At 43.8% G+C, this 24,257-nt stretch carries 23 protein-coding genes; 4 read left to right on the forward strand and 19 right to left on the reverse strand.

The window, feature by feature from the left end:
* Positions 1-35: 35 nt before the first annotated feature.
* The 11 genes from GFS24_RS20780 to GFS24_RS20830 form a co-directional block, all read right to left on the reverse strand.
* Positions 36-1,103 (reverse strand): GTP pyrophosphokinase family protein, encoded by a 1,068-nt coding sequence (locus GFS24_RS20780; protein WP_153662776.1) that lies wholly within the window; start codon positions 1,101-1,103, stop codon positions 36-38.
* A gap of 43 nt (positions 1,104-1,146) precedes the next feature.
* Positions 1,147-2,802 carry a hypothetical protein gene (locus GFS24_RS20785; protein WP_173003138.1) on the reverse strand — a complete coding sequence of 552 codons (1,656 nt, stop codon included), beginning with the start codon at positions 2,800-2,802 and terminating at the stop codon, positions 1,147-1,149.
* A 146-nt stretch (positions 2,803-2,948) separates the two neighbouring features.
* Positions 2,949-3,176, reverse strand: coding sequence for a hypothetical protein (locus tag GFS24_RS20790; protein WP_153662780.1), 228 nt, complete (start codon positions 3,174-3,176; stop codon positions 2,949-2,951).
* A gap of 143 nt (positions 3,177-3,319) precedes the next feature.
* Positions 3,320-4,192: a restriction endonuclease gene (locus tag GFS24_RS20795; protein ID WP_153662782.1), complete on the reverse strand. Its 873-nt coding sequence runs from the start codon at positions 4,190-4,192 to the stop codon at positions 3,320-3,322.
* 29 nt (positions 4,193-4,221) lie between these two features.
* On the reverse strand, positions 4,222-4,539 hold the full coding sequence (locus tag GFS24_RS29500; protein WP_153662784.1) for a hypothetical protein: 318 nt from the start codon (positions 4,537-4,539) through the stop codon (positions 4,222-4,224).
* The gene (locus tag GFS24_RS20805; RefSeq protein ID WP_153662786.1) at positions 4,442-5,251 is read right to left on the reverse strand and encodes a helix-turn-helix domain-containing protein; all 810 of its coding nucleotides are present in this window, start codon (positions 5,249-5,251) and stop codon (positions 4,442-4,444) included. The genes GFS24_RS29500 and GFS24_RS20805 overlap by 98 nt, the downstream gene beginning before the upstream one ends.
* Before the next feature lie 249 nt (positions 5,252-5,500).
* Complete coding sequence (gene mnmE / locus GFS24_RS20810) at positions 5,501-6,877, reverse strand: tRNA uridine-5-carboxymethylaminomethyl(34) synthesis GTPase MnmE (RefSeq protein WP_153662788.1); 1,377 nt, start codon at positions 6,875-6,877, stop codon at positions 5,501-5,503.
* 300 nt (positions 6,878-7,177) lie between these two features.
* Positions 7,178-8,017: an energy transducer TonB gene (locus GFS24_RS20815; protein ID WP_153662790.1), complete on the reverse strand. Its 840-nt coding sequence runs from the start codon at positions 8,015-8,017 to the stop codon at positions 7,178-7,180.
* A gap of 46 nt (positions 8,018-8,063) precedes the next feature.
* Complete coding sequence (locus GFS24_RS20820) at positions 8,064-8,651, reverse strand: biopolymer transporter ExbD (RefSeq protein WP_153662792.1); 588 nt, start codon at positions 8,649-8,651, stop codon at positions 8,064-8,066.
* Between the two features lie 34 nt (positions 8,652-8,685).
* Positions 8,686-9,354 (reverse strand): biopolymer transporter ExbD, encoded by a 669-nt coding sequence (locus GFS24_RS20825; RefSeq protein WP_153662794.1) that lies wholly within the window; start codon positions 9,352-9,354, stop codon positions 8,686-8,688.
* A gap of 69 nt (positions 9,355-9,423) precedes the next feature.
* Positions 9,424-10,278, reverse strand: coding sequence for a MotA/TolQ/ExbB proton channel family protein (locus GFS24_RS20830; protein WP_153662796.1), 855 nt, complete (start codon positions 10,276-10,278; stop codon positions 9,424-9,426).
* Between the two features lie 535 nt (positions 10,279-10,813).
* On the opposite strand from GFS24_RS20830, the gene GFS24_RS20835 reads away from it, so the two are divergent.
* The gene (locus GFS24_RS20835) at positions 10,814-13,372 is read left to right on the forward strand and encodes a zinc-dependent metalloprotease (protein ID WP_153662798.1); all 2,559 of its coding nucleotides are present in this window, start codon (positions 10,814-10,816) and stop codon (positions 13,370-13,372) included.
* 175 nt (positions 13,373-13,547) lie between these two features.
* Here GFS24_RS20835 and GFS24_RS20840 read toward each other — a convergent pair whose 3' ends face one another.
* A complete protein-coding gene (locus tag GFS24_RS20840) occupies positions 13,548-14,111 on the reverse strand; it encodes an HPP family protein (RefSeq protein ID WP_153662800.1) in 564 nt (187 codons plus the stop codon).
* A 64-nt stretch (positions 14,112-14,175) separates the two neighbouring features.
* Between GFS24_RS20840 and GFS24_RS20845 the strand changes: the two genes are divergently transcribed.
* Both GFS24_RS20845 and GFS24_RS20850 read left to right on the forward strand, forming a co-directional pair.
* Positions 14,176-15,207 (forward strand): LacI family DNA-binding transcriptional regulator, encoded by a 1,032-nt coding sequence (locus tag GFS24_RS20845; RefSeq protein ID WP_153662802.1) that lies wholly within the window; start codon positions 14,176-14,178, stop codon positions 15,205-15,207.
* Positions 15,208-15,229: 22 nt separating this feature from the next.
* On the forward strand, positions 15,230-16,048 hold the full coding sequence (locus GFS24_RS20850) for a hypothetical protein (protein WP_153662804.1): 819 nt from the start codon (positions 15,230-15,232) through the stop codon (positions 16,046-16,048).
* Between the two features lie 100 nt (positions 16,049-16,148).
* Here GFS24_RS20850 and GFS24_RS20855 read toward each other — a convergent pair whose 3' ends face one another.
* Complete coding sequence (locus GFS24_RS20855) at positions 16,149-17,558, reverse strand: alpha-L-fucosidase (protein ID WP_153662806.1); 1,410 nt, start codon at positions 17,556-17,558, stop codon at positions 16,149-16,151.
* Between the two features lie 11 nt (positions 17,559-17,569).
* The gene (locus GFS24_RS20860; protein WP_153662808.1) at positions 17,570-20,083 is read right to left on the reverse strand and encodes a glycoside hydrolase family 2 protein; all 2,514 of its coding nucleotides are present in this window, start codon (positions 20,081-20,083) and stop codon (positions 17,570-17,572) included.
* Positions 20,084-20,124: 41 nt separating this feature from the next.
* Between GFS24_RS20860 and GFS24_RS29010 the strand changes: the two genes are divergently transcribed.
* Positions 20,125-20,292: a DUF6728 family protein gene (locus GFS24_RS29010; protein WP_173003140.1), complete on the forward strand. Its 168-nt coding sequence runs from the start codon at positions 20,125-20,127 to the stop codon at positions 20,290-20,292.
* Between the two features lie 33 nt (positions 20,293-20,325).
* Here GFS24_RS29010 and lpxB read toward each other — a convergent pair whose 3' ends face one another.
* Genes lpxB through GFS24_RS20885 form a run of 5 tightly spaced genes read right to left on the reverse strand, consistent with a single transcriptional unit; the run spans position 20,326 to position 24,235 of the window.
* Positions 20,326-21,426 carry a lipid-A-disaccharide synthase gene (gene lpxB, locus GFS24_RS20865; protein ID WP_371731292.1) on the reverse strand — a complete coding sequence of 367 codons (1,101 nt, stop codon included), beginning with the start codon at positions 21,424-21,426 and terminating at the stop codon, positions 20,326-20,328.
* Positions 21,426-21,722 carry a hypothetical protein gene (locus GFS24_RS20870; RefSeq protein WP_153662810.1) on the reverse strand — a complete coding sequence of 99 codons (297 nt, stop codon included), beginning with the start codon at positions 21,720-21,722 and terminating at the stop codon, positions 21,426-21,428. Before GFS24_RS20870 ends, lpxB begins: the two co-directional genes overlap by 1 nt.
* An 18-nt stretch (positions 21,723-21,740) precedes the next feature.
* Positions 21,741-22,511 (reverse strand): 5'/3'-nucleotidase SurE, encoded by a 771-nt coding sequence (surE, locus tag GFS24_RS20875; RefSeq protein WP_371731293.1) that lies wholly within the window; start codon positions 22,509-22,511, stop codon positions 21,741-21,743.
* Positions 22,512-22,547: 36 nt separating this feature from the next.
* Entirely contained in the window at positions 22,548-23,330 is a 783-nt protein-coding gene (locus GFS24_RS20880; protein ID WP_153662812.1) for an ABC transporter permease subunit, read from the reverse strand.
* Positions 23,331-23,338: 8 nt separating this feature from the next.
* Positions 23,339-24,235, reverse strand: a complete 897-nt coding sequence (locus GFS24_RS20885) for an ABC transporter ATP-binding protein (RefSeq protein ID WP_153662814.1) — start codon at positions 24,233-24,235, stop codon at positions 23,339-23,341.
* Positions 24,236-24,257 lie beyond the last annotated feature (22 nt).

Genomic DNA, 24,257 nt, shown 5'->3' on the forward strand with positions numbered 1-24,257 from the left:
AAAATAACGCCAATCTGAAGATTAGAAAGACTGGCTCATGGTCTCCTAGCCACAGTATCCATGTGTAGTTGCACAAAATCCGTTACCTCTTTGATCGAACTTTTACAGTCAACTGAGCCAAAATATTTGTATTCCTCCCAATGTTCTGTATCGACCGAACCTTTAAAATGCAAGAAGTACTCTAGTGGGGCTTCGTATAGGATATGTTTTCTCTTATCGTTTCTGCGTTGAAAAAGCAGGTCTGAGAACTTAATAAGATTTTCTCTGTTTTCAACTAAATCCTGCTCCAATTGTTCCAAATATCGAATGTCAAAATACTTCAGTTTGTCCAAAATATGTTGGTAATCTCCCCTCACAACGAATGTAACTTGATGCTTTTCCTCAAGCATATTACGTACAGCATTAAGCGTTCCACTGTGCGCATCTAATGTCTTGATGTTCAAAATGTCGATGGGTGTTGTTGTAATATTAGGTGATGAAATTGCATTAACGGCTTGATTGATATGCTTGAGCTTTAACTCTTGCAACCTCACGAATTCCAGGTCCGCAGCTTCCAGAATGGCCGAAAGGCGATTAGAACCTCGTTGAAGTTCCTCAGGAATACTTGCATTGTCTTTATAACCAAGGTCGTGCTCAATTTCAGCCCATGCATGCTGTAAAATTGATCGAATTTGTATTTCAGCTTTTAGTCCTTTAATCCTGATATTCTCTGCCAGGCCTTCCCTATCGCTGTCTAAGCTTAGCACAATATGGAGTGACAAATAACCAAAATCGTTGACAGACCGTTTTCGATGGTCATGAGAATGCGTTTCATCAATTCGGAAGCTTTTCCGAATGATCTTACTGACATATTCAATGTCACTTTCCATATTAGTAATTATTCTTACCCCACACAAATCTGTCACATCGACCAAATCTTCGTACTTATCCTTACTTATTATTTTCCGTATTAAACTCTCTATATCCTTTGCCCTTGTCGTAATTACATGGATTTTCTTTTTCTCGAGGAGATGGCCAAGTGTCGTTTTGATTCTTTCACCCAATTCCAAATATCTTTCACGGTATTTCGGGTACGTTGTTTTTAATTGTTCTATATCAATCATTTAAAGGATATTTATAAATTAGATGTACATTTTATAGAAATCACTACTTCAATTCAAAGATTTTTCTTAGGGTATCAAAAACCACCATTTGGTCTTCCCTGTACATGCCATCCTTTCCAACAGACCAAGACTCAAAACTCACCATTGCTGCAAAATAGTCAAAATGACGATTGGTTTTTGCGTAAGAATCTTTTGTTCTGCTTACAAAAAGGTGGTATTTTCTTATGAGATTTCGCAAGACATGCCTATCCTTTTGTAACAACCCAATGTTATCCAGAAAAAAATCCATTGGTATCAAAGTAACCTTTTCGACAGAATGAAAACAATTGGCCAATTCCGCTGATATAGTTGGAGCTACGGTGTTAATGTAATCATTTACTGCCTGTTTAGTTAAATGAGGTTCGGTGTAGATAATTACTGGAAACACCCGAAGCTTTTTAGTGGGCTTTTTCAACCCGTAAGCCGTGTCCGCATTCTTGGATAAAAATTCAATGTTCCTATTCAATTGAGGAACTCCCTTACTACCAGTTGCAAACTTATCATCAATAAAGCGACGAAAACCGGAAATATCTTGGGCTGACGTTACCTTATGATCCATGGCATTAGACTTCATTTCGATTACATATACATCTTTCTCATTCACAATTATTGTTGCATCTGGCAAATTTTTGTCATCCGACTCCAATACCCTTATCCCATTTTTTTCCAATGACTTCAGAATTTTCAGACCAAGAAACGATTCATAGTATTTTTTACCCCATTCTCCTTTTAGAGCGTGTATATCACCAACTTTAGGCAACACTTTCTGAAACAATTTATTCTTCACGAGGTAAAAATCCCAACTCTTTGTAGTAATTAAATCAAAATCTGAAGTTCCTAACAGATATATTTTATTGTCCATTAGTTTTAAAAAGGGTGCAGTAACCAACTGAGGAACTTCGGCGCGAATACTCCCTGAACTGGCGTCTACAACTAGTTCCAATTTATGCAATAAACTATAACTATTGTCAGTCGGCCCAATTACCACCAGCGGAACAGACCTTTTGACCACACGATCATATTCTACAACCAGGTTAACAAACAGGAGAATAATATCTTGCATAGAGGGAAAGCCAGTGTATTCAACTACGCCTTTCTCAAATTCTTCATATGCATCCCCAAACTCACTTTTTAAGAACTGAAGATATAACAGCTGTTTTATTCCGCCAATCCGTCTGTAAGTCCCCTCATTCTCTGCATTAAGATTCTGCATGAACCCTATCTTCCAAATATCAGCATGTGCAAGATTTTGTTTCACCTTTCCAATGCCAGTATTTTGAAATTGATGTTCATTGTAGATGAGGATAGTCACTAACACGTCCTGATAGAAAGCATTTCCCAAGTCAGTGTCGATATTCTTGTTAGCGGGGATAGCCAACAGATCACAAATGATCTTTAAAATAACCGTTTTGTTGGTTAAGATAGATCTATCAACCGGACCATACTTGGAAGGTTTATCGTTTGGAAGGAAATTTAAGAGTTTAGTGATAAGTTCATGAGCCTCAGTAGTTGACGAGTGCTGTGTAGCAAGTTTCAAACTTATCAATAATCTCAACACATAATCCCTATTCCACTTTTCCAACAATGCCACTCCTATTACTGGCAATGGGTCATTATAAAACTGTGTAAAAATTGGGGCCGGGGAAAAACTATGGAGCATCATTATTCATTTTCGGGTTATTTTTTACCAATTCAAAGGTACTTATCAGAACCTGTGAATAACGGTCACTATCACATCGTACGATCACACAATTTAGGTACATTTATCCGTAAAATAAAAGCTACCATCTAAAAGCTTAGTGGCTCTTAAATTGTCCAAATTGTCTTTAAATAGTTCCTTGAAATCCCAAACAAACTTACATCAACCGCAATTTCGTCCGTTGTCCTTTTTTTGCCAACTCTCGCCCAGTACGGCAGGTCATTTTCAAAGAAATACAGCTTCTTACCTACCGGATTCTCCGTCCTGGTTATTTTGCCATATGCTTTAGATTCCACTAAATTACCTGCCTTTGCTACTTCTGCCAGTGTAGACATCGATCTTAATTTTTGTCTATTACCTCCCACTCCATAAAACACTTACTCTATTCCTTGCCAAACTCGGTAAATACATCCGCGTTTAACTTTACATTACTGAGCAACGGGGCTTAAAATAAGAGTGATTCAACGTTGCAAATTGGCTAGTATTCGCCGATGTCTCTGAATAACATACCACTCTTGGACAATTTATAAGACTTTTTCTCAAAAATCTCTTTCATGATCATCCAAACCTGATCAACAACTTGAAATGACCTTTTCGAACTCGCATCTATTTCGCACAGAAATCCAGTGAAGCTGATTTTCTCAATATCGGGTTGATCATCATTATCCATCCGTATAAGTTTTCCCTTAACGGGCGGGTAATTTATGGTGATTGTCTTTAAAAGCTGATTCTGCCTGCTGACTTCCTTGCAATAGGCGGTAAGATATGTCCCAAAAGGAATTCTTATGCCGTCCGGCGTAAGGATAATGGCATCATTTGAGAAGTGCATCTCCCTAATCTCATCCTCGTCGGTAATTTGGGTGCTTCCCAAATCAATGCTAATGATATTGGCACGTGTAATGGTAACCTGGATATTTAGATCCAGTATAAAAGCATTAATATTATGCTCATCTTGAGCCTCATCCTTCTCAACTTCCCGCAACTCAACCAATCTTATTCCTTGATGTTCTGCGTAGGTTAAGGTATCTGGTGTATACCCCTTCTTACAAACTATTATGCCGCTCTCAATGCCAGCATCCGACATAATGCTATGGAGCTTCATCACAATCTCTTTCGTAACCTTCTTGTTAAGAAATTTGCATTCGATAGCCGTTCGATGTGAAAGTCCCCCATCCAGCTGTTCGGTAAGTACATCCACCTGATGCTTAACCCCAGATTTACCTTCAAGTTTGCAGTCTTTTCCATAGCCTATGACCTTGATGCCATATGTAGCACCCAGCATTTCATAGATGTATTTCGTGACGGCTTCATATTCCTGCCAGTTTAGACCTGTGCTGCTTCCACTTTTCATAATTATACAGGTTGACGTTTCTACAATAGTCAGAATTTCCAATATTGATTTAAGTCATGCAAATTTAATTGGTGCTTTGCCAGAATAATCTCTGCTAAATAAAGTATCTCCTTATTATGCTGCTTCATATCCAAACTTACAGGAGCTTCGTATACAAATAGTTTCAGATAATATTTCCGTGTAAACTTTTTCGCTGTCGAATCCCATACAGGTGGATAAACGTCTAAATAAAGGCTCTTACGACCATTGCTAATTTTCTTCGTCCTCAACTTCACCTTTCTCATTCTCTCTCCTTTTTTTAAAGTAATCATCAATATCATCAATACGCAGATAAACGGCTTTACCATCCTTAACTCTCCTAATCATTGACCGTTGCAGCAAACAGTAAATGTTATCCCTTTTCATCCCATATTTCTCAGTCACCTCTGCTATACTGTAATATTCCTTTACTGAGGATGGTATAACATCTGAACCTGTCAATGAAGCCTTTTGAAGAAAAATAGCATCAATTGCTGTCTTCAAAAGGTACTTCTTACTTCCTTCTCTAAATTCGGGAATTTTATTATTTTTTACAAGAGTATAAATTACCTCTCTCCTCAAGCCATACAAGTTGCATATTTCCTCAATAGAATAACAGTTCTTCTTTGTCAAGCGAAGCTCCTTTTCCAACTTCCGTGGAACTATATTAACACTGGCCGGAGCTTGCTGCTTCAATTTCTCTAACTCTGATATTCGAATACGCATAAGCCTTACTCCATAATTCTCAGCCACTATCCTACCTGATTGAATCATTTCATAGACGGTCTGGCGAGAAATGCCTATATATATTGCAACCTCTCTAACACTTAATAACTCCTTGTGCTCCAAACCCTGAGATTTTTGCTGCTGCTTCTTCGCAACGGTTTGCTCATTACTTACCAGTATCCTTATCTTTTTGATATTAGCCTTATACCACTGTCTATTACAAACAATCCCGCAGAATCTGGTCACGGTAGTTCTTGCTTCAAATTCGCTTCCGCAATTTTCACAAATTCTCGTTATGGTGAAGTTAGAACTCATGATAAAATCTATTGTAATTAAATATAAATAAGTACAAATAAGTACGGTTAAGTCAGGTTATCTCGCCTATATCTATCACATTAAGTTGTCCTCCCGTTTTGGGGGACAAATGAGGGACAAAAAGCAACAAAACAACCACAAACAAAACAAAATATCGGCAAATACCAACCCTCACAAAAACTGAAAATCCCCTCATTTTCAATGAAATGAGGGGATTTTCTTATCGATACTTATTGATACTTTGTTTTTTTATTTGCCAATACAAAACTTACTAAATATATAATCCAACCTATCCTCATTTGTAACCTCCCCTGCAATATCAGCCAGGAAAAATAAACACCTCCTGATATCCAGCGCCAGCAAATCCCCCGGCACTCCATCGTCCATACCCCGCTTCACATCCTCTAAGGAAGAAAACACTTCCTGCAAAGCCGTATAATGCCGCACGTTAGTGATAATCGTATTCTCCGTATTAATATCTCCGCCCATCACGGAGGCCACCAATCTATCTTTCAATGCTCCCACCAAAGAATGATCCTTCGCAGAAATAAACAATATCCCGGGAATCGAAGCAAACTTCGCAACAGCATCCGCCAACAGATCCACTTTATTCCCTACCAGCAGATAAGAGATTCCCTCTGCCTCAAACAAAGCCACCTGCGAAAGAACATCTTCAACAGATAACTCTGCCACATCAAATAAATAAACCACGATCCCTGCCTCACGCATCTTCTCCAGGGATTTAGCAACCCCTATACTTTCGATAAGATCAGTACTTTCACGAATCCCCGCAGTATCGATCAACCGGAAAAGTATCCCTCCAATATTCAGGACTTCTTCAATCGTATCACGCGTAGTCCCGGCAATATCACTTACAATAGCCCGGTTCTCATTCAGCAAAGTATTCAGTAAAGTAGACTTTCCTGCATTAGGGCGCCCGATGATAGCAGTATTCACGCCGTTCTTGATCACATTCCCCGCTTTAAAAGAGCGCACTAAAGAACTAACCTCCAAAAGCGAAGAATTCACAAGCTGATAAAGCGCAGTACGATCCGCAAACTCTACATCCTCCTGACTAAAATCCAATTCCAACTCTATAAGAGCAGAAAACCGGATCAGCTGTTCCCGCAAAGCCTGCAGCTCACGGGAAAATCCTCCCCGCATCTGTTGTATAGCCGTCTGATGAGATGCTGCCGTATTACTGGCAATCAGATCCGCCACAGACTCCGCCTGCGTCAGATCCAGCTTCCCATTCAAAAATGCCCGTTGTGTAAACTCACCTGGTTTAGCCATACGAGCCCCCGAAGCTACACAGGCCTCAACAATCTGCGCCTGTATATACGGAGAACCATGGCAGGAAATCTCCACCACCTCCTCCCCTGTATAAGAGCGGGGAGCATGGTACAAACTCACCACTACCTCGTCAATGATCCTCCCTTCAAAGTGCAAAGCCCCGAAATGTAAGGTATGCCCCGGCTGCGCAGCCAGCGATTTAGAAGGAAAAAGCTTATCAGTAATAGCAATCGCAGCAGTCCCGCTCAACCGGATCACAGCAATAGCCCCGATCCCCGGAGCCGTAGCAATCGCAACAATCGTATCCTCGTGACCTCCTAACTTTCCAATCATGCATCGAAATTAAAAAAAAATCCCCACTGGCTGCGAGTTGAGGGTATATTCTATTGACGAAGGCTAATAATTAAAAATCTCCCACCCACTACCAGATGAATAAAATATACCCAGAACAAAAAATAACTCCCCCCTGTAAACTAAGAATCCCTCACCAGTCGCCTGATGAAGGAGATTATACCTCAAAACAAATAAACCCCATCCTTTTAAACTAAAAACCCACTACCAGTTCCCCCCCAAAAACAAAAATCCCCCGTCACTACTGACAGGGGATTATATATACTAGCTTGAGACTAATAATTACTGATCCTGCAAAGTAAACCTGATCGGCAAATTGAACTGCACAGATACCTGGCGTCCGTTTTGCTTACCTGGTTTCCACTTCGGCATTTTCTTCACCACGCGGATGGCTTCTTCTTCAAGACCACCACCTTTAGGTGCACCTACTGTTTTCACATCCTTGATCTGACCTTCTGAGTCAACCACAAAGGATACGAAGATAGTTCCGAAGATACCGTTCTCTGTTGCCAGATGCGGGTAACGGATGTTATTGCTCAGATACTTGTTGAGTGCATCGTCACCACCTGGGAAGGTTGGAGGCTGCTCCACGAATGTGAAGATCTCTTCCTTCGGCGGCGGAGGCGGTGCTTCTACCACACCAGTACCTTTACTGTCATTGATCAATCCTGGGTCGATACCGTTTGGATCACCTTCTACTGTTTTAGTAGATACGGCTTTATCCTTGATCTCGTCCAGTTTAACCAATTCTTCTTCCGCTTTTACTTCTTCATCTTTTTTGATCACCGGCGGCGTGAACTGCACTGATGGCTTCACTGGCGGCGGCGGAGCGGGTGGCGGAGGCGGCGGAGGTGGCGTTTTCGGATCGTCCGGTAACTTCACGTCCTCCAGCTTGATATCTTCAACTACAGGCTTCAGGTTTTTATCGTTATCGTTAGCACTCAGGTTAATATAAACCAGGTAAGAACCAACAATCAATAATGCCAGAGCAGCTGTACCTAAGATGGAATTCCGCACGCGCTTGTCGTACTTCTTGCGAAGCTCATAAGCACCGTAGCTCTTGTTCCTGTCTTCAAACAGGATGTCAAGAAAGTCGGACTTAAGGATTTTAGCTGAATCCATGATACATGTTTATTGATGGATGCAAAAAATTAGTTTTTCCATAAATCTACTGGATCCCGTTAGAGGTTTCAGTAGACTTGATCCATTGCTTGTCCTGGTCGCTGATATCCACCGTTGCGTAACGTTGAATACGGTTGATAGCCATTTCATCCAATAAATCTACAAAGTTTTTGTATGTAGAACCATCATCTGCTTTGATGATGATCACCACATCTTCTGGTTCTCCTTTATAGTTACGTAATCTTGCTACTTCATCGCGTTTCTTGATGATCACATCACGAATGCCACTTGTATTTGAAAACGTAGTTGCTTTAAAGAAATCAGGGTTACTCGAGGCATTGGGGTCTTGCGCCAATCCTGCGTAGTAGTAAACCTGGTCTTTCTTGCCTAAGAGTATCGTCAAAGCAGTACTTTCTTTTACTTTGTTCTGCTCTTCCTCTTTCTCTGTTTCCTTAGGCATGATCAGATCCATGGTCTTGGGCTTAGACATTGTAGTCGTCAACATGAAGAAGGTGATCAGGAGAAACCCCAGATCCACCATCGGAGTCATGTCAACACGAGTCGAAAGTTTCTTCGATTTCGTCCCTTTGTCATGTTTCCCGCCACCCTTACTACTGGTATCCATTTCGGCCATGGTAGCAAATTTTTAGTGTTGAAAATGTTTTTTACTACTGTTCGCTCTGTTTCTGTTGCTCATAAATCGCAGCAGCAGAACCAGCCGGTTTAGCCTCAAGGTTGGTTACCAGGTTCAGTTTCTGGATCTTCTTCTCTTTGAAGGTATCCAGGATCTTCTTGATAACCGGATAAGGCGTGTCATTATCTGCCTTGATACAGTATTTCAGCTTGTTGCTGGAACCTGTAGCGGCAGTTTGTGCTGAACGCGCATAATCGATCCAGATAGCCAGTTGGTTATCGGTAGAATCCATGGGAATACCTGTTTCCACTTTTGAATTCTTCCTTTCGTCGGCGGACATGTTCAATACCTTCTTCAGGTTCTTGAAATCCGTACCAACGCTTGAACCGATTTGAAAATTCCGGATCTCTTTATCATCCAGGCCCAACTTGAAGTTTGTATTCAGGTCTTCGATAAGCTGCCTTCTCTTAGGCTGACCGTCCATACTGAAAAACACCCTGCCATCTTTGTCCACTGTTAAAAGTATAACATCGGAATCCGGTAACAATTGCGTGTTGATAGAAGACGGAGTAACCACAGCCACCGGTTCGTCCGGTTTGAACTTGGTTGCCAGCATGAAGAAAGTCAGCAACAGGAAGGCCACATCACACATCGCAGTCATGTCGATGAGTGTGCTTTTCCTGGGCATTTTTATCTTTGGCATCTTTACTCCTTTTTTTGGTTCACTTAATTAGATTCAATCCTGCACTAATTCCACAATATAATTTACGAATTATTTGTGGTTAGCTGCGAATGATTGTGTCAAAGTAAAGCCAGATTCGTCAATAGCATAAGTGATGCCATCGATATTGGTAGTAAAGTAGTTGTAGAAGATGATCGCCAGAGCGGAAGTACCGATACCTAAAGCCGTGTTAATCAATGCTTCAGAGATACCAAGTGCCAGCTGTGCAGAATCCGGAGCACCAGTGTTGGACATAGAGGCGAACGCCTTGATCATCCCCAATACCGTACCGAACAGACCCAACAGGGTAGCTACAGAAGCGATAGTTGACAGGAATACCAGGTTCTTCTCCATCATTGGCAGTTCCAATGCGGTAGTTTCCTCAATTTCATTCTTAATGGTCAGGATCTTTTGGTCAGTATCCAGTTCTGTGTTGCTGATCATCTCCTTGTACTTTTTCAGACCAGCTTTCAGTACGTTACCAACTGAACCTTTTTGTTTGTCACACTCAGCCAGAGCCGCGTCAACATTCTTGTTAGCCAGGTGATACTGTACTTTGCGCACCAGCTCAGAACCACTGAATTTTCCTTTGGCTTTAGCCAGATACAGGAAACGCTCAATTACGAAAGTAAGGCAGATCAACAAGGTTGAGATCAGGATGGGTACGATAACACCACCTTTGTGAATAGTGCCAAACCATTTGCCGATACCTGCTTCAACTGGGTGATTTTCCGGATTACCGCCTTGGAAGTTCGCGTTATTTCCCAATACGAAACTGTAAAATACGTACCCGATTACAATACAGATAGGTACAGCAAGGATAGCGAACAAGTTAGACGACTTAGTCGCTTGATGAGAAGAAGTTTTGGCAGCAGCTGCAGTCACAGTTGTTTTAGTCTCAGCCATGTTGATTGAATTTTAGTGTTAAAGATTAAACTGTTTGTTTGTTAGTAATTAAGATTTAGATCATTTTTCAAACCATCACAATAATCGGCTAATAATCAGTGATTCACAAAGTTATAAGCCTGACTCAAAAAAACAAGTGCCACTCAAAAATTTAACTATCCGCACAAAGCCCTGTCCACAGAGCCTTTTCCCAAGCTACCACATTTTTTGAGCAAACACTTAAATAAACAAAAAAAATAATGTTGTTTTTACCGTCCTTTCCACCTTCGCCGCTTAAAAACGGAATCGATTGATATTTTTCAAAGTTGGACGCACAATTTAAGAAAAAAATCAAATGTTCCAACAGAAATTTTAAAAGTTCACATTTCCGCTACCAGTCGCATTAACAGTACGCTCTCCTCAGCAATTTACCCCTTTTTCTTTCCGTTCTTACTGCTTTTTTCTCTTTTATGGATTTTGTGCATTTATATAGACGGTTATCCTTTTCTTTGCCCCCATCTATAATCTGTTTAAATCAAAATAAACCAACATCTCAATGCATTTACAACCCAGATTGACTGCTGTCTTAGCAGGTATGATGTGTGCAGCCTGCCTGCTCTCATCGGCCCCTGCAGAGGCTCAGCGTAAGAAAAAAGAGAGCACTCCCGTACCTGCTGCCACTCCTGCCAAAGACACAACTGCCCGCCCACCCATAATGGGACCAGGCGCACCAAAAACCGGACCTAAAAAGTTCGCCGAGGTGATCACGCCCAAAGCCAAGGTCGATTCCGGTATGTTCAATATCTACAAACAGGACGATAAGTACTTCGTGGAGATACCAGACAGGTTGCTCGGAAGAGATATCCTGGTAGTGAACCGCATTTCTAAATCTGCCGCAGACATGCGCGTTGGGATGATGGGATTCGGCGGAGACCAGATCAATGAAAATGTGATCCGTTTCGACAAAGGCCCCAACAATCGCATATTCCTCAAAAATATCTCCTTCTCCGAAAGGTCTAAGGATTCCACCCAGCCGATGTTCAATTCTGTTATGAATTCCAACATCCAACCCATTGCAGCTTCTTTTGATGTGAAAGCATTTTCAAAAGACAACAATGGCTCCGTACTGGATTTCACGGATTTCATCAACAGCGATAACGACATCCTCTATTTCGACGGCAGCCTGAAAGGCATGCTGAAACTGGGTATGCCCCAGGGAGACAGATCTTACATCGTTGATGTAAAATCTTACCCTGAAAACGTAGAGATCAAAGCTGTTAAAACATATACCAAAAGCGGAAATGCCCAACCAGGCATGCCTCCTGCTCCTGGTGGTTTTGCTACCCTGGAATTGAATTCTTCCATGGTAATATTACCCGAAGTTCCCATGCAGCCCCGCTATTTTGATCCCCGTGTTGGTTTCTTCGCTACCAGTCTTACCGACTTTGACGCAGATCCACAAGGTGTGAAAAGACTCTCCATGATCACCCGCTGGCGCCTTGAGCCAAAAGCGGAAGATGTGGAGAAATTCCGAAAAGGCGAACTGGTTGAACCAAAGAAACAGATCGTATTCTATATTGATCCCGCTACTCCTGTTAAATGGCGTAAATACCTCATTCAAGGGGTGAACGACTGGCAGGGTGCTTTCGAGCAGGCTGGTTTCAAAAACGCGATCGTAGCTAAAATGGCCCCCACCCCTCAGGAAGATTCTACCTGGAGCCTGGAAGATGCCCGTTATTCTGCGATCGTTTACAAACCTTCTGAAGTTCCAAACGCCAGTGGCCCTCACGTACATGATCCCCGCTCCGGCGAGATCCTGGAAAGCCATATCAACTGGTACCATAATGTAATGCGCCTTTTGCGTAACTGGTATTTCATCCAGGCCTCTCCAAACGATGAGCGCGCACGCAAAATGCAGTTTGATGATGAACTGATGGGCGAACTGATCCGTTTCGTTTCCTCACACGAAGTAGGCCACACATTAGGTCTGCGCCATAACTTTGGTTCCAGTTCTGCTTACCCGGTTGAAAAACTGCGGGATAAAGAATGGGTGAAAAAGAACGGCCACGCTGCATCTATCATGGACTATGCCCGTTTTAACTACGTGGCACAACCAGGAGACGGTATCTCCGGCGCCGATCTTTATCCTAAGATCAATTTTTACGATAAATGGGCGATTGAGTGGGGTTACAAATTCATCCCTAACACAGATGCTGATTCTGAAAAGAAAACCCTCAACCAGTGGACCATCAATCGTCTGCAGGAAAAGAAGTACTGGTTCGGTACTGAACAAAATCCAGACGATCCACGTTCTCAGAACGAAGATCTTGGCGATGATGCCATGAAAGCCAGTGCTTATGGTATCAAAAACCTGCAGCGCATTGTGCCTAACCTCATGGCCTGGACCCGTCAGGAAACAGAAGGATATGCTACCCTGGATGAACTGTACAAAGAAGTATACGGTCAGTTTAACCGCTACATGGGCCACGTTGCCAAAAACGTAGGTGGTATCTATGAAACACCTAAAACGGTGGAACAAAGCGGTGCCGTTTATGAATTTGTGCCGAAAGCAACCCAGAAACAAGCGGTTGCATTCTTGCAGGCTAATCTCTTCACTACCCCAACATGGCTGGTAAACAAAGAGATCTACAGCCGTATCAAGGGTAGCCCGGTTACTACTATCCAGTCTATCCAGGAAAATACCCTCGCCCGTTTGCTGGGTACCGGTACCCTCCTGAAACTGATCAATGCAGAAGCTGTAGAAAAGAACACCTATACCGTTACGGAATACATGAACGATCTGAAAAAAGGTATTTTCAGTGAGATCTATACCGGTAAGCCGATAGACATCTACAGAAGGAACCTGCAAAAAGCATACATCACCAGCCTTACCAGTCTGCTGAAAGCAACTGAAGTACCAGCTGGCCTGCCTGCTGCCTTTGCTTCTATGTTCCCGAATCCAACTAAAACAGACGTTTCCAGCGTTGCCCGCGGAACCCTCGTACCATTACGTACAGAGATCCGTAACGCAGCTGCCGGTGCATCGGACAATCTGAGCCGTTATCACCTGCAGGACCTGGCTGAACGTATCACTGTAGCTCTGGATCCTAAGTAATACATCAAACACCAAATAAAAAGAAGCCGCCATGGGTTACCTGGCGGCTTCTTTATTTATTAAGGTTAGGAAGATCCTTCTGTTAAAATAACCTCATCCTTCTCTTCACATAGGCTTGACATAGGCTCCACATAGGGTCAGATATGCTCTCTCATAGCTCCATCATTATACCATCCTAAAACCACTTCCCATTCGCCGGATAACTCCTGTGCCCCGGTATATTGTTAATGATAAAAGCGATTAGCAACAGGATAAACACCCCCGAAGCCACAGGACTCAGTACATACAGATACCCCAAGGCCCGGATCTTGGCACTTCCCGCTACAGCCAGCAAAGCAGTAGCCCCTCCCGGCGGATGCACCGTTTTGGTCACCTGCATCACCACAATAGAGCAGGCAACCGCTAAAGCCCCCGCCAGCCACTCATATTCCGGCCAGGGGATCAATATGCAGAGCGTTACCCCGGTAATGGCACTGAAAATATGCCCGCCTATCAGGTTGCGGGGTTGAGCTAAAGGACTTTGCGTATGCCCGTAAATGAGCACCGCCGAAGCCCCAAAAGAGCCCAGTACAAAGAGGTTATCCCTTACCGGCAGGTAATACTGGTTCAAAAAACCGATCAGCCCCACCCCCAGGAATGCACCCAGGAAAGACCATGCTATATCCTTTTTATCTACCAGCGTTTCCCTGTATATCACGTACCGGGCAATTCGATAAGTTCTCTTGATACGATGTTTCATTGGGGGCAAAAGTAGTGCCTATGAATAAAATTTCTTAATATCGTCCATAAATCCACGCCCAAAATTGAAAGAACGTCAGAATACAAATAAAATCACCATATACGACATTGCCCAGGCCCTTAACCTGAGCGCCTCCACTGTTTCGAGAGCCTTACAGAACAATCCGCTTATTAATGAGGAAACCAGGTCTAAAGTGCAGGGTATGGCGGCTGAAATGGGTTATGTACCCAATTGGATAGCCTCCAGCCTCCGGAAAAAGCGTTCCAATATTATAGGTCTCATCGTGCCGAGGACCAGTATGTACTTCCAGAGTACAGCTATCAGCGGTATCCAGCATGAAGCCCATAAGTATGGATTCAGCATTGTGATAGGGCAATCAGATGAAACAGTGGCCATGGAAAAAGAACTGGTGCACACCTTTTTCTCCCTCCGGGTAGATGGTTTGCTGGCCGTATCTTCCATGTTCACCATCAACTTCGACCACTTTTCTCCATTTATCAAGAGCAATATCCCGCTGGTATTTTATGACCGCGTGCCCACAGATTTCCCCGGGTACAGCATTACCGGCGACGACTTTAAAGGAGGATTCCTTGCTACGGAACACCTCATCAAACAGGGCTGCAAACGCATTGCCCATTTCTCTGGTGTATTAACCTGCAACCTTTACCAGCAACGGCTGGCCGGCTACAAATCAGCCCTGGCCAAATATAAGATCCCTTATGACGAATCCCTCATCCATGTACATAACCTTACACTGGATGCAGCAGGAGAAGCAGCCCGGCAGATCTTTGCCAGCGGAAATATTCCGGACGGAATGTTCTCTGCCAATGATACTTCCGCAGTAGCTTTCATCCAGGAAGCACGCAAAGTGGGGATCAAAGTACCGGAACAGGTAAAAGTAGTGGGTTATTCCAACGACCTCTCTTCCCGCATTATCAGTCCTTCTTTAACAACGATTGAGCAATCAGGGTACAAAATGGGAGAGAAAGCCGTGGAAACACTGGTGCAATTAATTAATTACGATGAAAAAATAAAGGTCACTAAAAACTTTGTGTTCGAGGTAGAGCTGATCCCACGGGAGTCCTCTATGCTTTGATTATGCTAAAACCTACAACTTTATGAAAACAAACCACCTACTATCATTGATGGCCATCCCCATGCTGGCTATTACTTCCTGTGGCAGGGACATCTATGTTCCCAACCAGGTGAACGCACCGCTCCTCAAAGAAAAGAACGAATTTAAAGCCAACCTCTCGCTCTCCAACTGGCAGGGAGCTTATGCTGTTTCCGATAACATTGCCATCATGGTGAACGGACAGTATGTATCACGCGCTTTCTGGTACAACAATTCCGACAATGAAGACGATGATCTGTTTGTGGACAAGAACACACGCGGAGGTCTTATTGAAGGAGGTGTTGGTTTCTTCAAAGCAATAGACTCTAAGAAACGCGCCGTATTTGATGTATATGCAGGTTATGGAAATGGTGCTTTCAAAACATTGGAAGGTGCTTATAATTCTGCTCCGGATGGTACTTCAAAAATTGATTACCAGTTGCGCACACAGTTCCACAAATTCTTTGTGCAACCCAGCTTTGGTTTATCGCACAAAGTAGTGGAAGCTGCTTTCACACCACGCTTTTCTATTGTTAAGTTCTATGGTCAAACCATTGGGGTGAAAGCTTTTGAGAATGATACAGAACGCAGGGATAACTTTCTGCGTATAGGAGATAATGCAGTGCCTTTCTTTGAACCAGCCTTTACTGTGCGCGTAGGATACCGCTATGTTAAATTCCATGCACAGCTCATGTTCTCTGTGCCCATGAATGATGAAACGTATAGCGGTTATGATGTGAATGATTACTTTCAGCCGGTATCTTTTCAAACCGGGGTATCGTTGAACTTTGGTGAGTGGGTGAAGAATTCGGGAAGAAAATAATAAACGCATTCAATAAAAAAAGGCGCTTCAAAACGAAGCGCCTTTTTTATTAGGATCAGTGACGGCCTTATTAGGATTGACATGCCGACCTGTTATCCCATTATGCTTTTATCTTAATAGCCGCCGCATGCTTTAATGCACCAGTCTTTGGCATCTTCACTTCAATCATCCCATCCACTTCCTTCCAGCTAAGTTTCCCTTTCGCTCCTAACAATTCCATCGTAACTCCTTTCTTCAAAGTAACACCACCAAAACGCACAACAGCAGGCAGGCTTTCATTTTCATCCAGTAAATAGATAGCGTAAAGCGTTCCATCTTTCTTCTGTGTAAAACATACTTTGCCATCTTTATAAGGAGCAACAGAACGCGTACCATAAATAGCATCACCATTCACATTCATCCACTGGCCAATGCTATCCAGTTTAAGGTAAGCTTCATCATGCCATTTACCATCAGGTCCAGGCCCGATGTTCAGCAGATAGTTACCACCTTTAGCCACAATATCCACAAGGTTATGAATGAGTGTATTCACACGCTTGTAATGATCATTGGGCACATAAGACCAGGAACCACCCATCGTCATGCAGGTTTCCCATGGATAATCCAGTGGCTTTTCAGGAATAGATTGTTCCGGTGTACGATAATTTTCATAAGGCCCATGCACACTGCGATCTACCACGATCAGCCCTGGCTGATGTTTGCGGGCCATCGTAGCAATTGCCGGCATATTGATATCCTGATCCTGCGGAGGTGTTTTACTCCAGGAAAGCGATTCTTTCGTTTGCATACTCAATGGCCGAACCCAGCCACCATCCAGCCAGAGGATATCCACTTTACCATACCCCGTCATCAGTTCTTCGATCTGTTTGTAAGTGAAATCGGAGAACTGTTTCCAAAGCTCCGGATACTTGCTGATCTCGTAACTGGGGTTGCGGTCTTTTGGTGGGAAGTAAGGCCACCAGTAAGAATTCACATGCCAGTCTGGTTTGGAAAAATAAGCGCCGATATGAATGCCTTCTTTGCGGAAAGCATTAAATGTTTCCTTCGTTACATCTGCGCGGGGATCTTTACTGAAAGGAACATTAGGTGCTGTGATCTTGTAATCTGATTGTTTGGTATCAAACATGTTGAAACCATCATGATGTTTAGTAGTGAACACCATATACTTCATACCCGCTCTTTTTGCTGCTGCAGCCCATTTAGCCGGATCAAAACTTACCGGGTTAAAAGTGTTGGGCAATGCCTCATACTTTTGCTTGTACTCGTAGTAAGGAATACCTGCCGGCTTACGCTGCGTCCAGCCTTCATCTTCCGGGCAAAGGCTCCAGGATTCCACGATGCCCCATTGGGAATAAGTACCCCAGTGCATCATCAATCCAAACTTCCAGTCCTGCCACTGATCCAGTTTTTCCAGAACGGCCGGATCTGTTTCTTTTACATAGGGCTCATGCTGAGCCTGGGAAATAAGGCCTGCCATCAGCAGGCATCCTGTTAGAAATGTTTTCTTCATTGTTTCACTGTTTATTCTTTACACGCATTGCCCAGGTGCATAATGCGTAATTGTTCTCTTACTGCAGCCGCCGTTAATTTTGTTCTTACCTGGATCGTCTTTTCGCCAATGGGTAATAGATCGAAATAATTATCTGAGAAATGTGCCTCGTCATCTTTTTCCAGCATCAGGCAAACATTCCTTGCCAGTTTGCCGGTTGAACGCAGCCGAATGGTGATCACCCCGTTTTGATCTGATACATCTGTTGTGATCACCGCCTTCGGTAAGGGCATTAATTTCGCCGGAACAAAGTAAAACACATTCTCTGTAAGGAACTTGTTGTTCCTTACCAGTTTAGAATACAATATTACCTTAGCGCTGTCTATATCCCCTGTTGTAAAGCTATGTTGTACTGTACTGGAATTGGCTTTAACTTTAATGGGGGCAATATCCTCCCAGATCACTTTCCCTTCCACATCCATCAGTTGTATTTTCAGCTCAAGATCTTCATCTTCCAATCCATCATTCACCACATACGTTTTGATCTTCCCATCTTCTTTCACGGTGCTGATCAGTACCGGCTCATAAGCCTTCTTCACAAAGTAATGCATGGCTTTCCAGCGCCCGTAATAATCAATACCACTCCACGAAGCCCCCGGCCAGCAATCATTCAACTGCCAGTACAAAGACCCCATACAGAAAGGCATAGCCCTGCGATGCGCTTCCATACCGATCTTCATCCCTTCCGCCTGTAATACCTGGCTGAGGTAAAGAAAAGAGGGGAAATCCTTCGGCTCTTTATAATAGTGATCCATATAAGTTTTGATCGCTGCATTTCCCCGTGTGAAGCTCTTCTGGTGAGATAACATCACGAAGGAATTAATATCCCACTGCCCTGGCTCTGCATATTTACGCACGGTATGAATATCAGGGAAGGATTGAAAACCGTATTCACTCATGAACCGCGGCACATGTGTATTAAATGCTTCAAACCATTCCATACCGTGCCATACGCCCCAGTAGTGATTATCACCATGCCGGAAATCCTCCGCTTTTCCCCAGTTACTGATAGGTGAAGAAGGAAAATAAAAACGCCCTGGGTCCAGCGTTTTCACTTCATCCCGTAACAACTTCGAGAACAGCGTATCATACCCTTTCAGCATTTGCTGCCACTGCGTTTCAGAATAAGCATAACCATCTTTCCAGCCCCAGTTCTTAATGGCCACCGCTATTTCATTATTACCACACCAGAGTGCTAAAGAAGGATGATTCCGCAAACGTGTGATGTTATAATTCGTTTCTTCTTTTACCTGTTGCAAAAAGTTTTTATCAGAAGGATAGAAGGTACAGGCAAACATAAAATCCTGCCACACCAATATGCCCTGTTCATCTGCGAGATCGTAGAACTGATCATTTTCATAAATGCCGCCGCCCCATACACGCACCATATTAAAGTTGGCTTCCTTCATATCGTTAAAGAGCTGCGCATAGCGCGAAGGTGTTACTCTTGGCAGGAAATTATCGGAAGGAATGTAATTAGCGCCTTTCATGAAAACGGGATGGCCATTGACTTTCACGAAGAAACTGGTGCCCATGTTATCTGCTTCGTTCACAACTTCTATCGTACGGAGACCGATGCGTTGATGTTTCGTTTGCAAAGTATCTTTTCCACTCATCACGGCTACTTCCAGAGCATATAGTTTCTGTGCCCCCAATCCATTAGGCCACCAGCGTTCCGGTTTTGTTATTACAAAAGGAACGTTGATCTGTTGTTTGCCTGCAGACAAAGTCTTAACCACCTGCTTCGTTTCAAAATCCGGACCTTTTACCAACACGGTATAAACCCCCGCCTGCTGCACATCCAGTGATAACGAAGCTTCCAGCAAAGCCTTTTCATCCGTAAGCTGCTGTTGCTTTATCCAGCTATCCCGCAGGTTCACTTTGTTCCAGGTTTTGAGATACACCGGCCGCCAGATACCACTGGTCACCAGCCGCGGCCCCCAGTCCCATCCATAATGGTAAGGTGCTTTGCGGGCATGCACACTCAGCGGAATATCACTGGCATCGTTGCCTGCAGGGTATACTAATCTGTCTTGCAAAAATTTAGGCATGTCCTGCGCAATAGGACTATGAAATAGTATACGGAGTTGATTGTTACCCGGCTTCAGTTTCACGGGCAGCTCCTTTCCTACAAACATGTTTGAAGCTTTCCCGATCAGCACGTTATTGAGGTAGATATCAGCATAGGTATCCAGCCCTGTAAACTCAAGCACTGCCGCAGCAGCCGGAGCAGAGAAATTACAACGGTATTCCCAATCCTTTTTGTCTACCCATTGCACACCTTTTTCATTTGCGCCCTGGAAAGGATCAGGAATGAGTTGATGGGAAAGGAGGTCCGTATGCACCGTACCCGGTACTTTAGCCGTTCTCCAGACATTTTCATCCACACGGCGGAACTCCCAGCCGGAATTCAGTTCAATCTTAGTTTGTGCAAATGCCGGTATGTGCAGGATCACCAGCAACAGCCCCCATAGTATTTTCCTCATATCTGTAAACGTGTAGGGTAAATTTAACGATCTTTGCAGTAATGAAAAGCATCTGGCGCCAGATATTGGAATATCTATACATCCGCAAACGGGATAAGTCCCAGCCGGTGAACACCAACACCAAACTCATGCATGGCATGAACAGGATCTCGATCATTATGTTCCTGATCGCTATTATTATTCTAATTATTAAGTTGATCAGGCGTTAGAGGGAGGCTATTCTTCAGCGCTGAGGATCATCATTATCGCAGGAAATTCACAATCGCCTCCGCTGCCTTGCGGGAAGCAGTACCATCACCCAGGAGGGTCCACAGCACGGAATAATCCGCTTTCATCTGCTGCTGGCGGGCTTCGTCTTTCAATAAAAGGGTTAGTTCCTTGAGGAGATTTTCTTCCGTGAAATCATGCTGGATCAGCTCTTTCACAACCGGCTTATCCATGATCAGGTTCACGAGGGAGATATATTTTACTTTAATGAGGTATTTGGCGAAGAAATAAGATACCGGGCTTCCTTTGTAACATACCACTTCCGGCACTCCGAATAAAGCAGTCTCCAATGTAGCCGTACCCGAAGTAACCAGCGCAGCAGAAGATTGCAGTAAAAGCGGATAGGTTTGCCCCTTTACAACAGATACATTCGGATAAGCACTGGTGAATTCCTGGATGAAGCTATCTTCCAGGCTGGGGGCCTGGGCCATCACAAACTGGTATTCCGGAAAATAACGGGCCATGGACAACATCACGGGTAACTTCTCTTTCACTTCCTGTTTACGGCTGCCCGGTAATAAAGCAATAATGGGTTTATCAGAGAAACGATGTACCGGCGGCGCTTGCTGAGCAGTTTTCACCACTTCTATCAATGGATGCCCCACATATTCCACTTCAAAATCCCACTTGCGGTAGAAGTCTTTTTCGAAGGGCAGGATCACCAGCATTTTGTCCACACACTCCCTGATCTTTTTTACACGGCCTTCTTTCCAGGCCCAAACCTGCGGACTGATATAATATATTACTTTAAGACCCTGCTGTTTTGCCCATTCCGCAATACGGAGGTTAAAACCCGGGTAATCTATCAATACCAGTACATCCGGCTGATAAGCCAGGATATCCTTTTTACAGATGTCCAGGTTCTTAAAAATAGTGCGCAGGTTCATGACCACTTCAATGAAGCCCATGAAAGCCAGATCGCGATAATGTTTTACTACAACAGCGCCGGCCTGTTCCATCATATCACCTCCCCAGCAACGGATATCCGCAGCCGTGTCCAGCTGTTTTATCTGTTTGATGAGGTTACTTCCATGCAGATCTCCCGAGGCTTCGCCAGCTATGATGTAGTACTTCACTAAATTATTTTAAGCAGCAAGATAACGATTGCGTATAACAATGTGACCAGGAAAATCCCCCTGGCGGTGAGGTCACGGCGTACGCGGGTGTAGAGGTAAAAGACAATACCGTTTGCCAGCAGGCAGATGCTGATCACTTTGGGGATGAGCTGTTTGTTGCCTTTCAACAGATCGAAGAAATCGCCCAGGCTGAGGTCCTTGGGCAGGAATACCCCCAGATAGTATATAAAAAAGGCCACCGCGGGGGTCAGTAAGCCCAGCAGAATGCCCAGCGATAATTTGTCTTGTTTTAACATGTTCATAGGATTATTACATCAGAAGCTCCATTCGTCTTCCAGTTTTTTCTTGAGGCGGTAATCAGTCAGATCAAATTGCACCGGAACGATAGACGTGTAACCATTTTCCAATGCCCACACATCCGTATCTTCTCCTGTATCCTGGTTTTTGAATTCACCCGTGAGCCAGTAGTATTTTTTACCGGTAGGATCACGGCGTTCATCAAATTCCTCCACCCATTTGGCATTGGCCTGGCGGCTCATGCGGATACCTTTGTAGATATGCGCTTCCACATCCGGGACATTTACATTGAAAAGCGTGTGTGGCGGCAGATCTGTTTCTAACATTTTCTTTGTCACGGCATGCGCTACTTTTCCGCAGGTGCTCATATCTGCGTCATAAGAATAATTCAGGAAGGAGAACCCTACAGAGGGAATTCCTTCTATCGCTGCTTCCATGGCGGCAGACATGGTGCCGGAATAAATAATGTTGATAGAATGATTGGCGCCGTGGTTGATCCCGCTCACACAAATATCCGGTGTACGCGTTAAGATCTTATCCCTGGCCAGTTTCACACAGTCCACCGGAGTACCGGAACAGGTCCATGCTTCAATTCCATCAAAGATCTTCACTTCGCTCAGGCGTAAAGGAAAACCCAGTGTAATAGCATGCCCTTTCCCCGATTGCGGGCTATCCGGCGCTACCACTACCACTTTGCCCAACATCTGCACAGCTTCGATCAGTGTACGTATGCCCGGCGACGTTATGCCGTCGTCATTTGTAACCAGTATGAGCTTTTCTTCCTTCACCTTTTTACTTTTATCAGCAAATTTACAATTCCTCTTTTACAGATCCGATTTCTTAATTTTTCTCCAGGAGAGGAAATTAAACAACGCTATATAGGCAAGAGCAATGAGTACGTAAGTACTATTCGATGGCGGAGGATTACCCTGATCCACCAGCTTGCGTGCAAAATTGGACAATCCGGGTATCAGCCTGTCTGTACTTTCCAGTGGAAGGAATGCACCCAGATGGCGTACTACTTTATAATCCAGCAGCCCGGCAACAACAAATTCGCCTATATATGCATACATCACATAAAGGGCAATAGCAATACCAGCCCTTTTCATATATACACCCAGGAAGAAAGCCAGCGAGAGATAAGCTAAACTTTGTACGAAGGCGTAGAAAATATAAACGATATTTTCTGTAGCTTCTCCTGTTCCGTTCTTTAACCCAAAGATAAATGCCGTCACGACTATCAGCAAAGTAATGAACAGTGTAGTGGTGATCAGTACCCCAAACTTTGCAGTAATATATTGATCCCGGCTCCAGCCATCAATGATGTTCTGGCGAACCGTGCGGAAGTTATTTTCATTGGTCAGGAAGATGATCAGCATAACGCCCATAATAGGTGTAACTATACTGGTCGCCCACGCAACGGTATCCCATACTCTTGGAAAAGCAAAAGGAGAACCCAGTAATAAGCTCACCTGCTTCGTTTGACTAACGAAACTTTCAATAGCCATATTTAACAGGGGCACTGCAACAAAAAATAAGATGATGAGTATCCAGAAAGTGCGGTAGGCCTTCACCTTCATCCACTCTATATTCAGTAATTGTATCATGATGATGATTAGTTATTGGTTAATTCCATGAAGCGGGCTTCCAGGCTCTTCCGTTTGGTGGTAAGATAATTCAGCGTAACGCCCTGTTCAAAGCAATGTTTATTGATCTGCTCAGCCGTTTTGCTCTCTGTAAACATCACCTGGAAACTGCCGTTGTGCCGGCGGACGGATTTAACACCAGGCAGTGCGTTCAACACACTTTCCAGTTTGGGAAGGTCTGCCGCAGAAATCTCCACCATGTCTTCATCAGCCAATACTTCATCTACATGGCCTGTAGTGATCAGCTCTCCTCTCTTTAAGATCGCTACGTGGTTACATACTTTCTCTACTTCATCCAGCATATGGCTGGCCATGATCACCGTAGTACCCGATTCTCCCAACTGACGGATCAGGTCCCTGATCTCTGCAATACCGGAAGGGTCCAGTCCATTGGTAGGTTCATCCAGTAACAGCACCTCGGGTTTTCCCAGTATGGCATTGGCTATCGCGAGCCTTTGCTTCATACCCAGAGAGAAAGTACTAAACTTGGAATCCTTCCTTTCCCATAAATTAGCCAGCTTCAGCACACGTTCAATATCATCTGCACCGCGACCTTTAATAGCCGCCGTGATCTGCAGATTCCTTACCGCCGAATAATAATGATAGAAGTTAGGGGTCTCCAGCAAAGTGCCGATCCGCTTGCGGTGATCGTTATCTGAGGGCTGACCAAACCAGCTGTAGGTGCCGGAATTGGCTTTCAGAACATCCATAACGATGCCCAATAAGGTGGTCTTGCCACTGCCATTAGGCCCCAGGATGCCAAAAACACTGCCCGCAGGCACATCAAAAGAAACACCTTTTAATGCCTGGATAGCGCCATAGTTCTTGTAGATCTGGTGCAGGGATAGAATGTGCGTATTTTCCAAATTGACTTATATTATGATTAAT

Source organism: Chitinophaga sp. SYP-B3965 (genome assembly GCF_009647655.1).
GTDB lineage: Bacteria > Bacteroidota > Bacteroidia > Chitinophagales > Chitinophagaceae > Chitinophaga.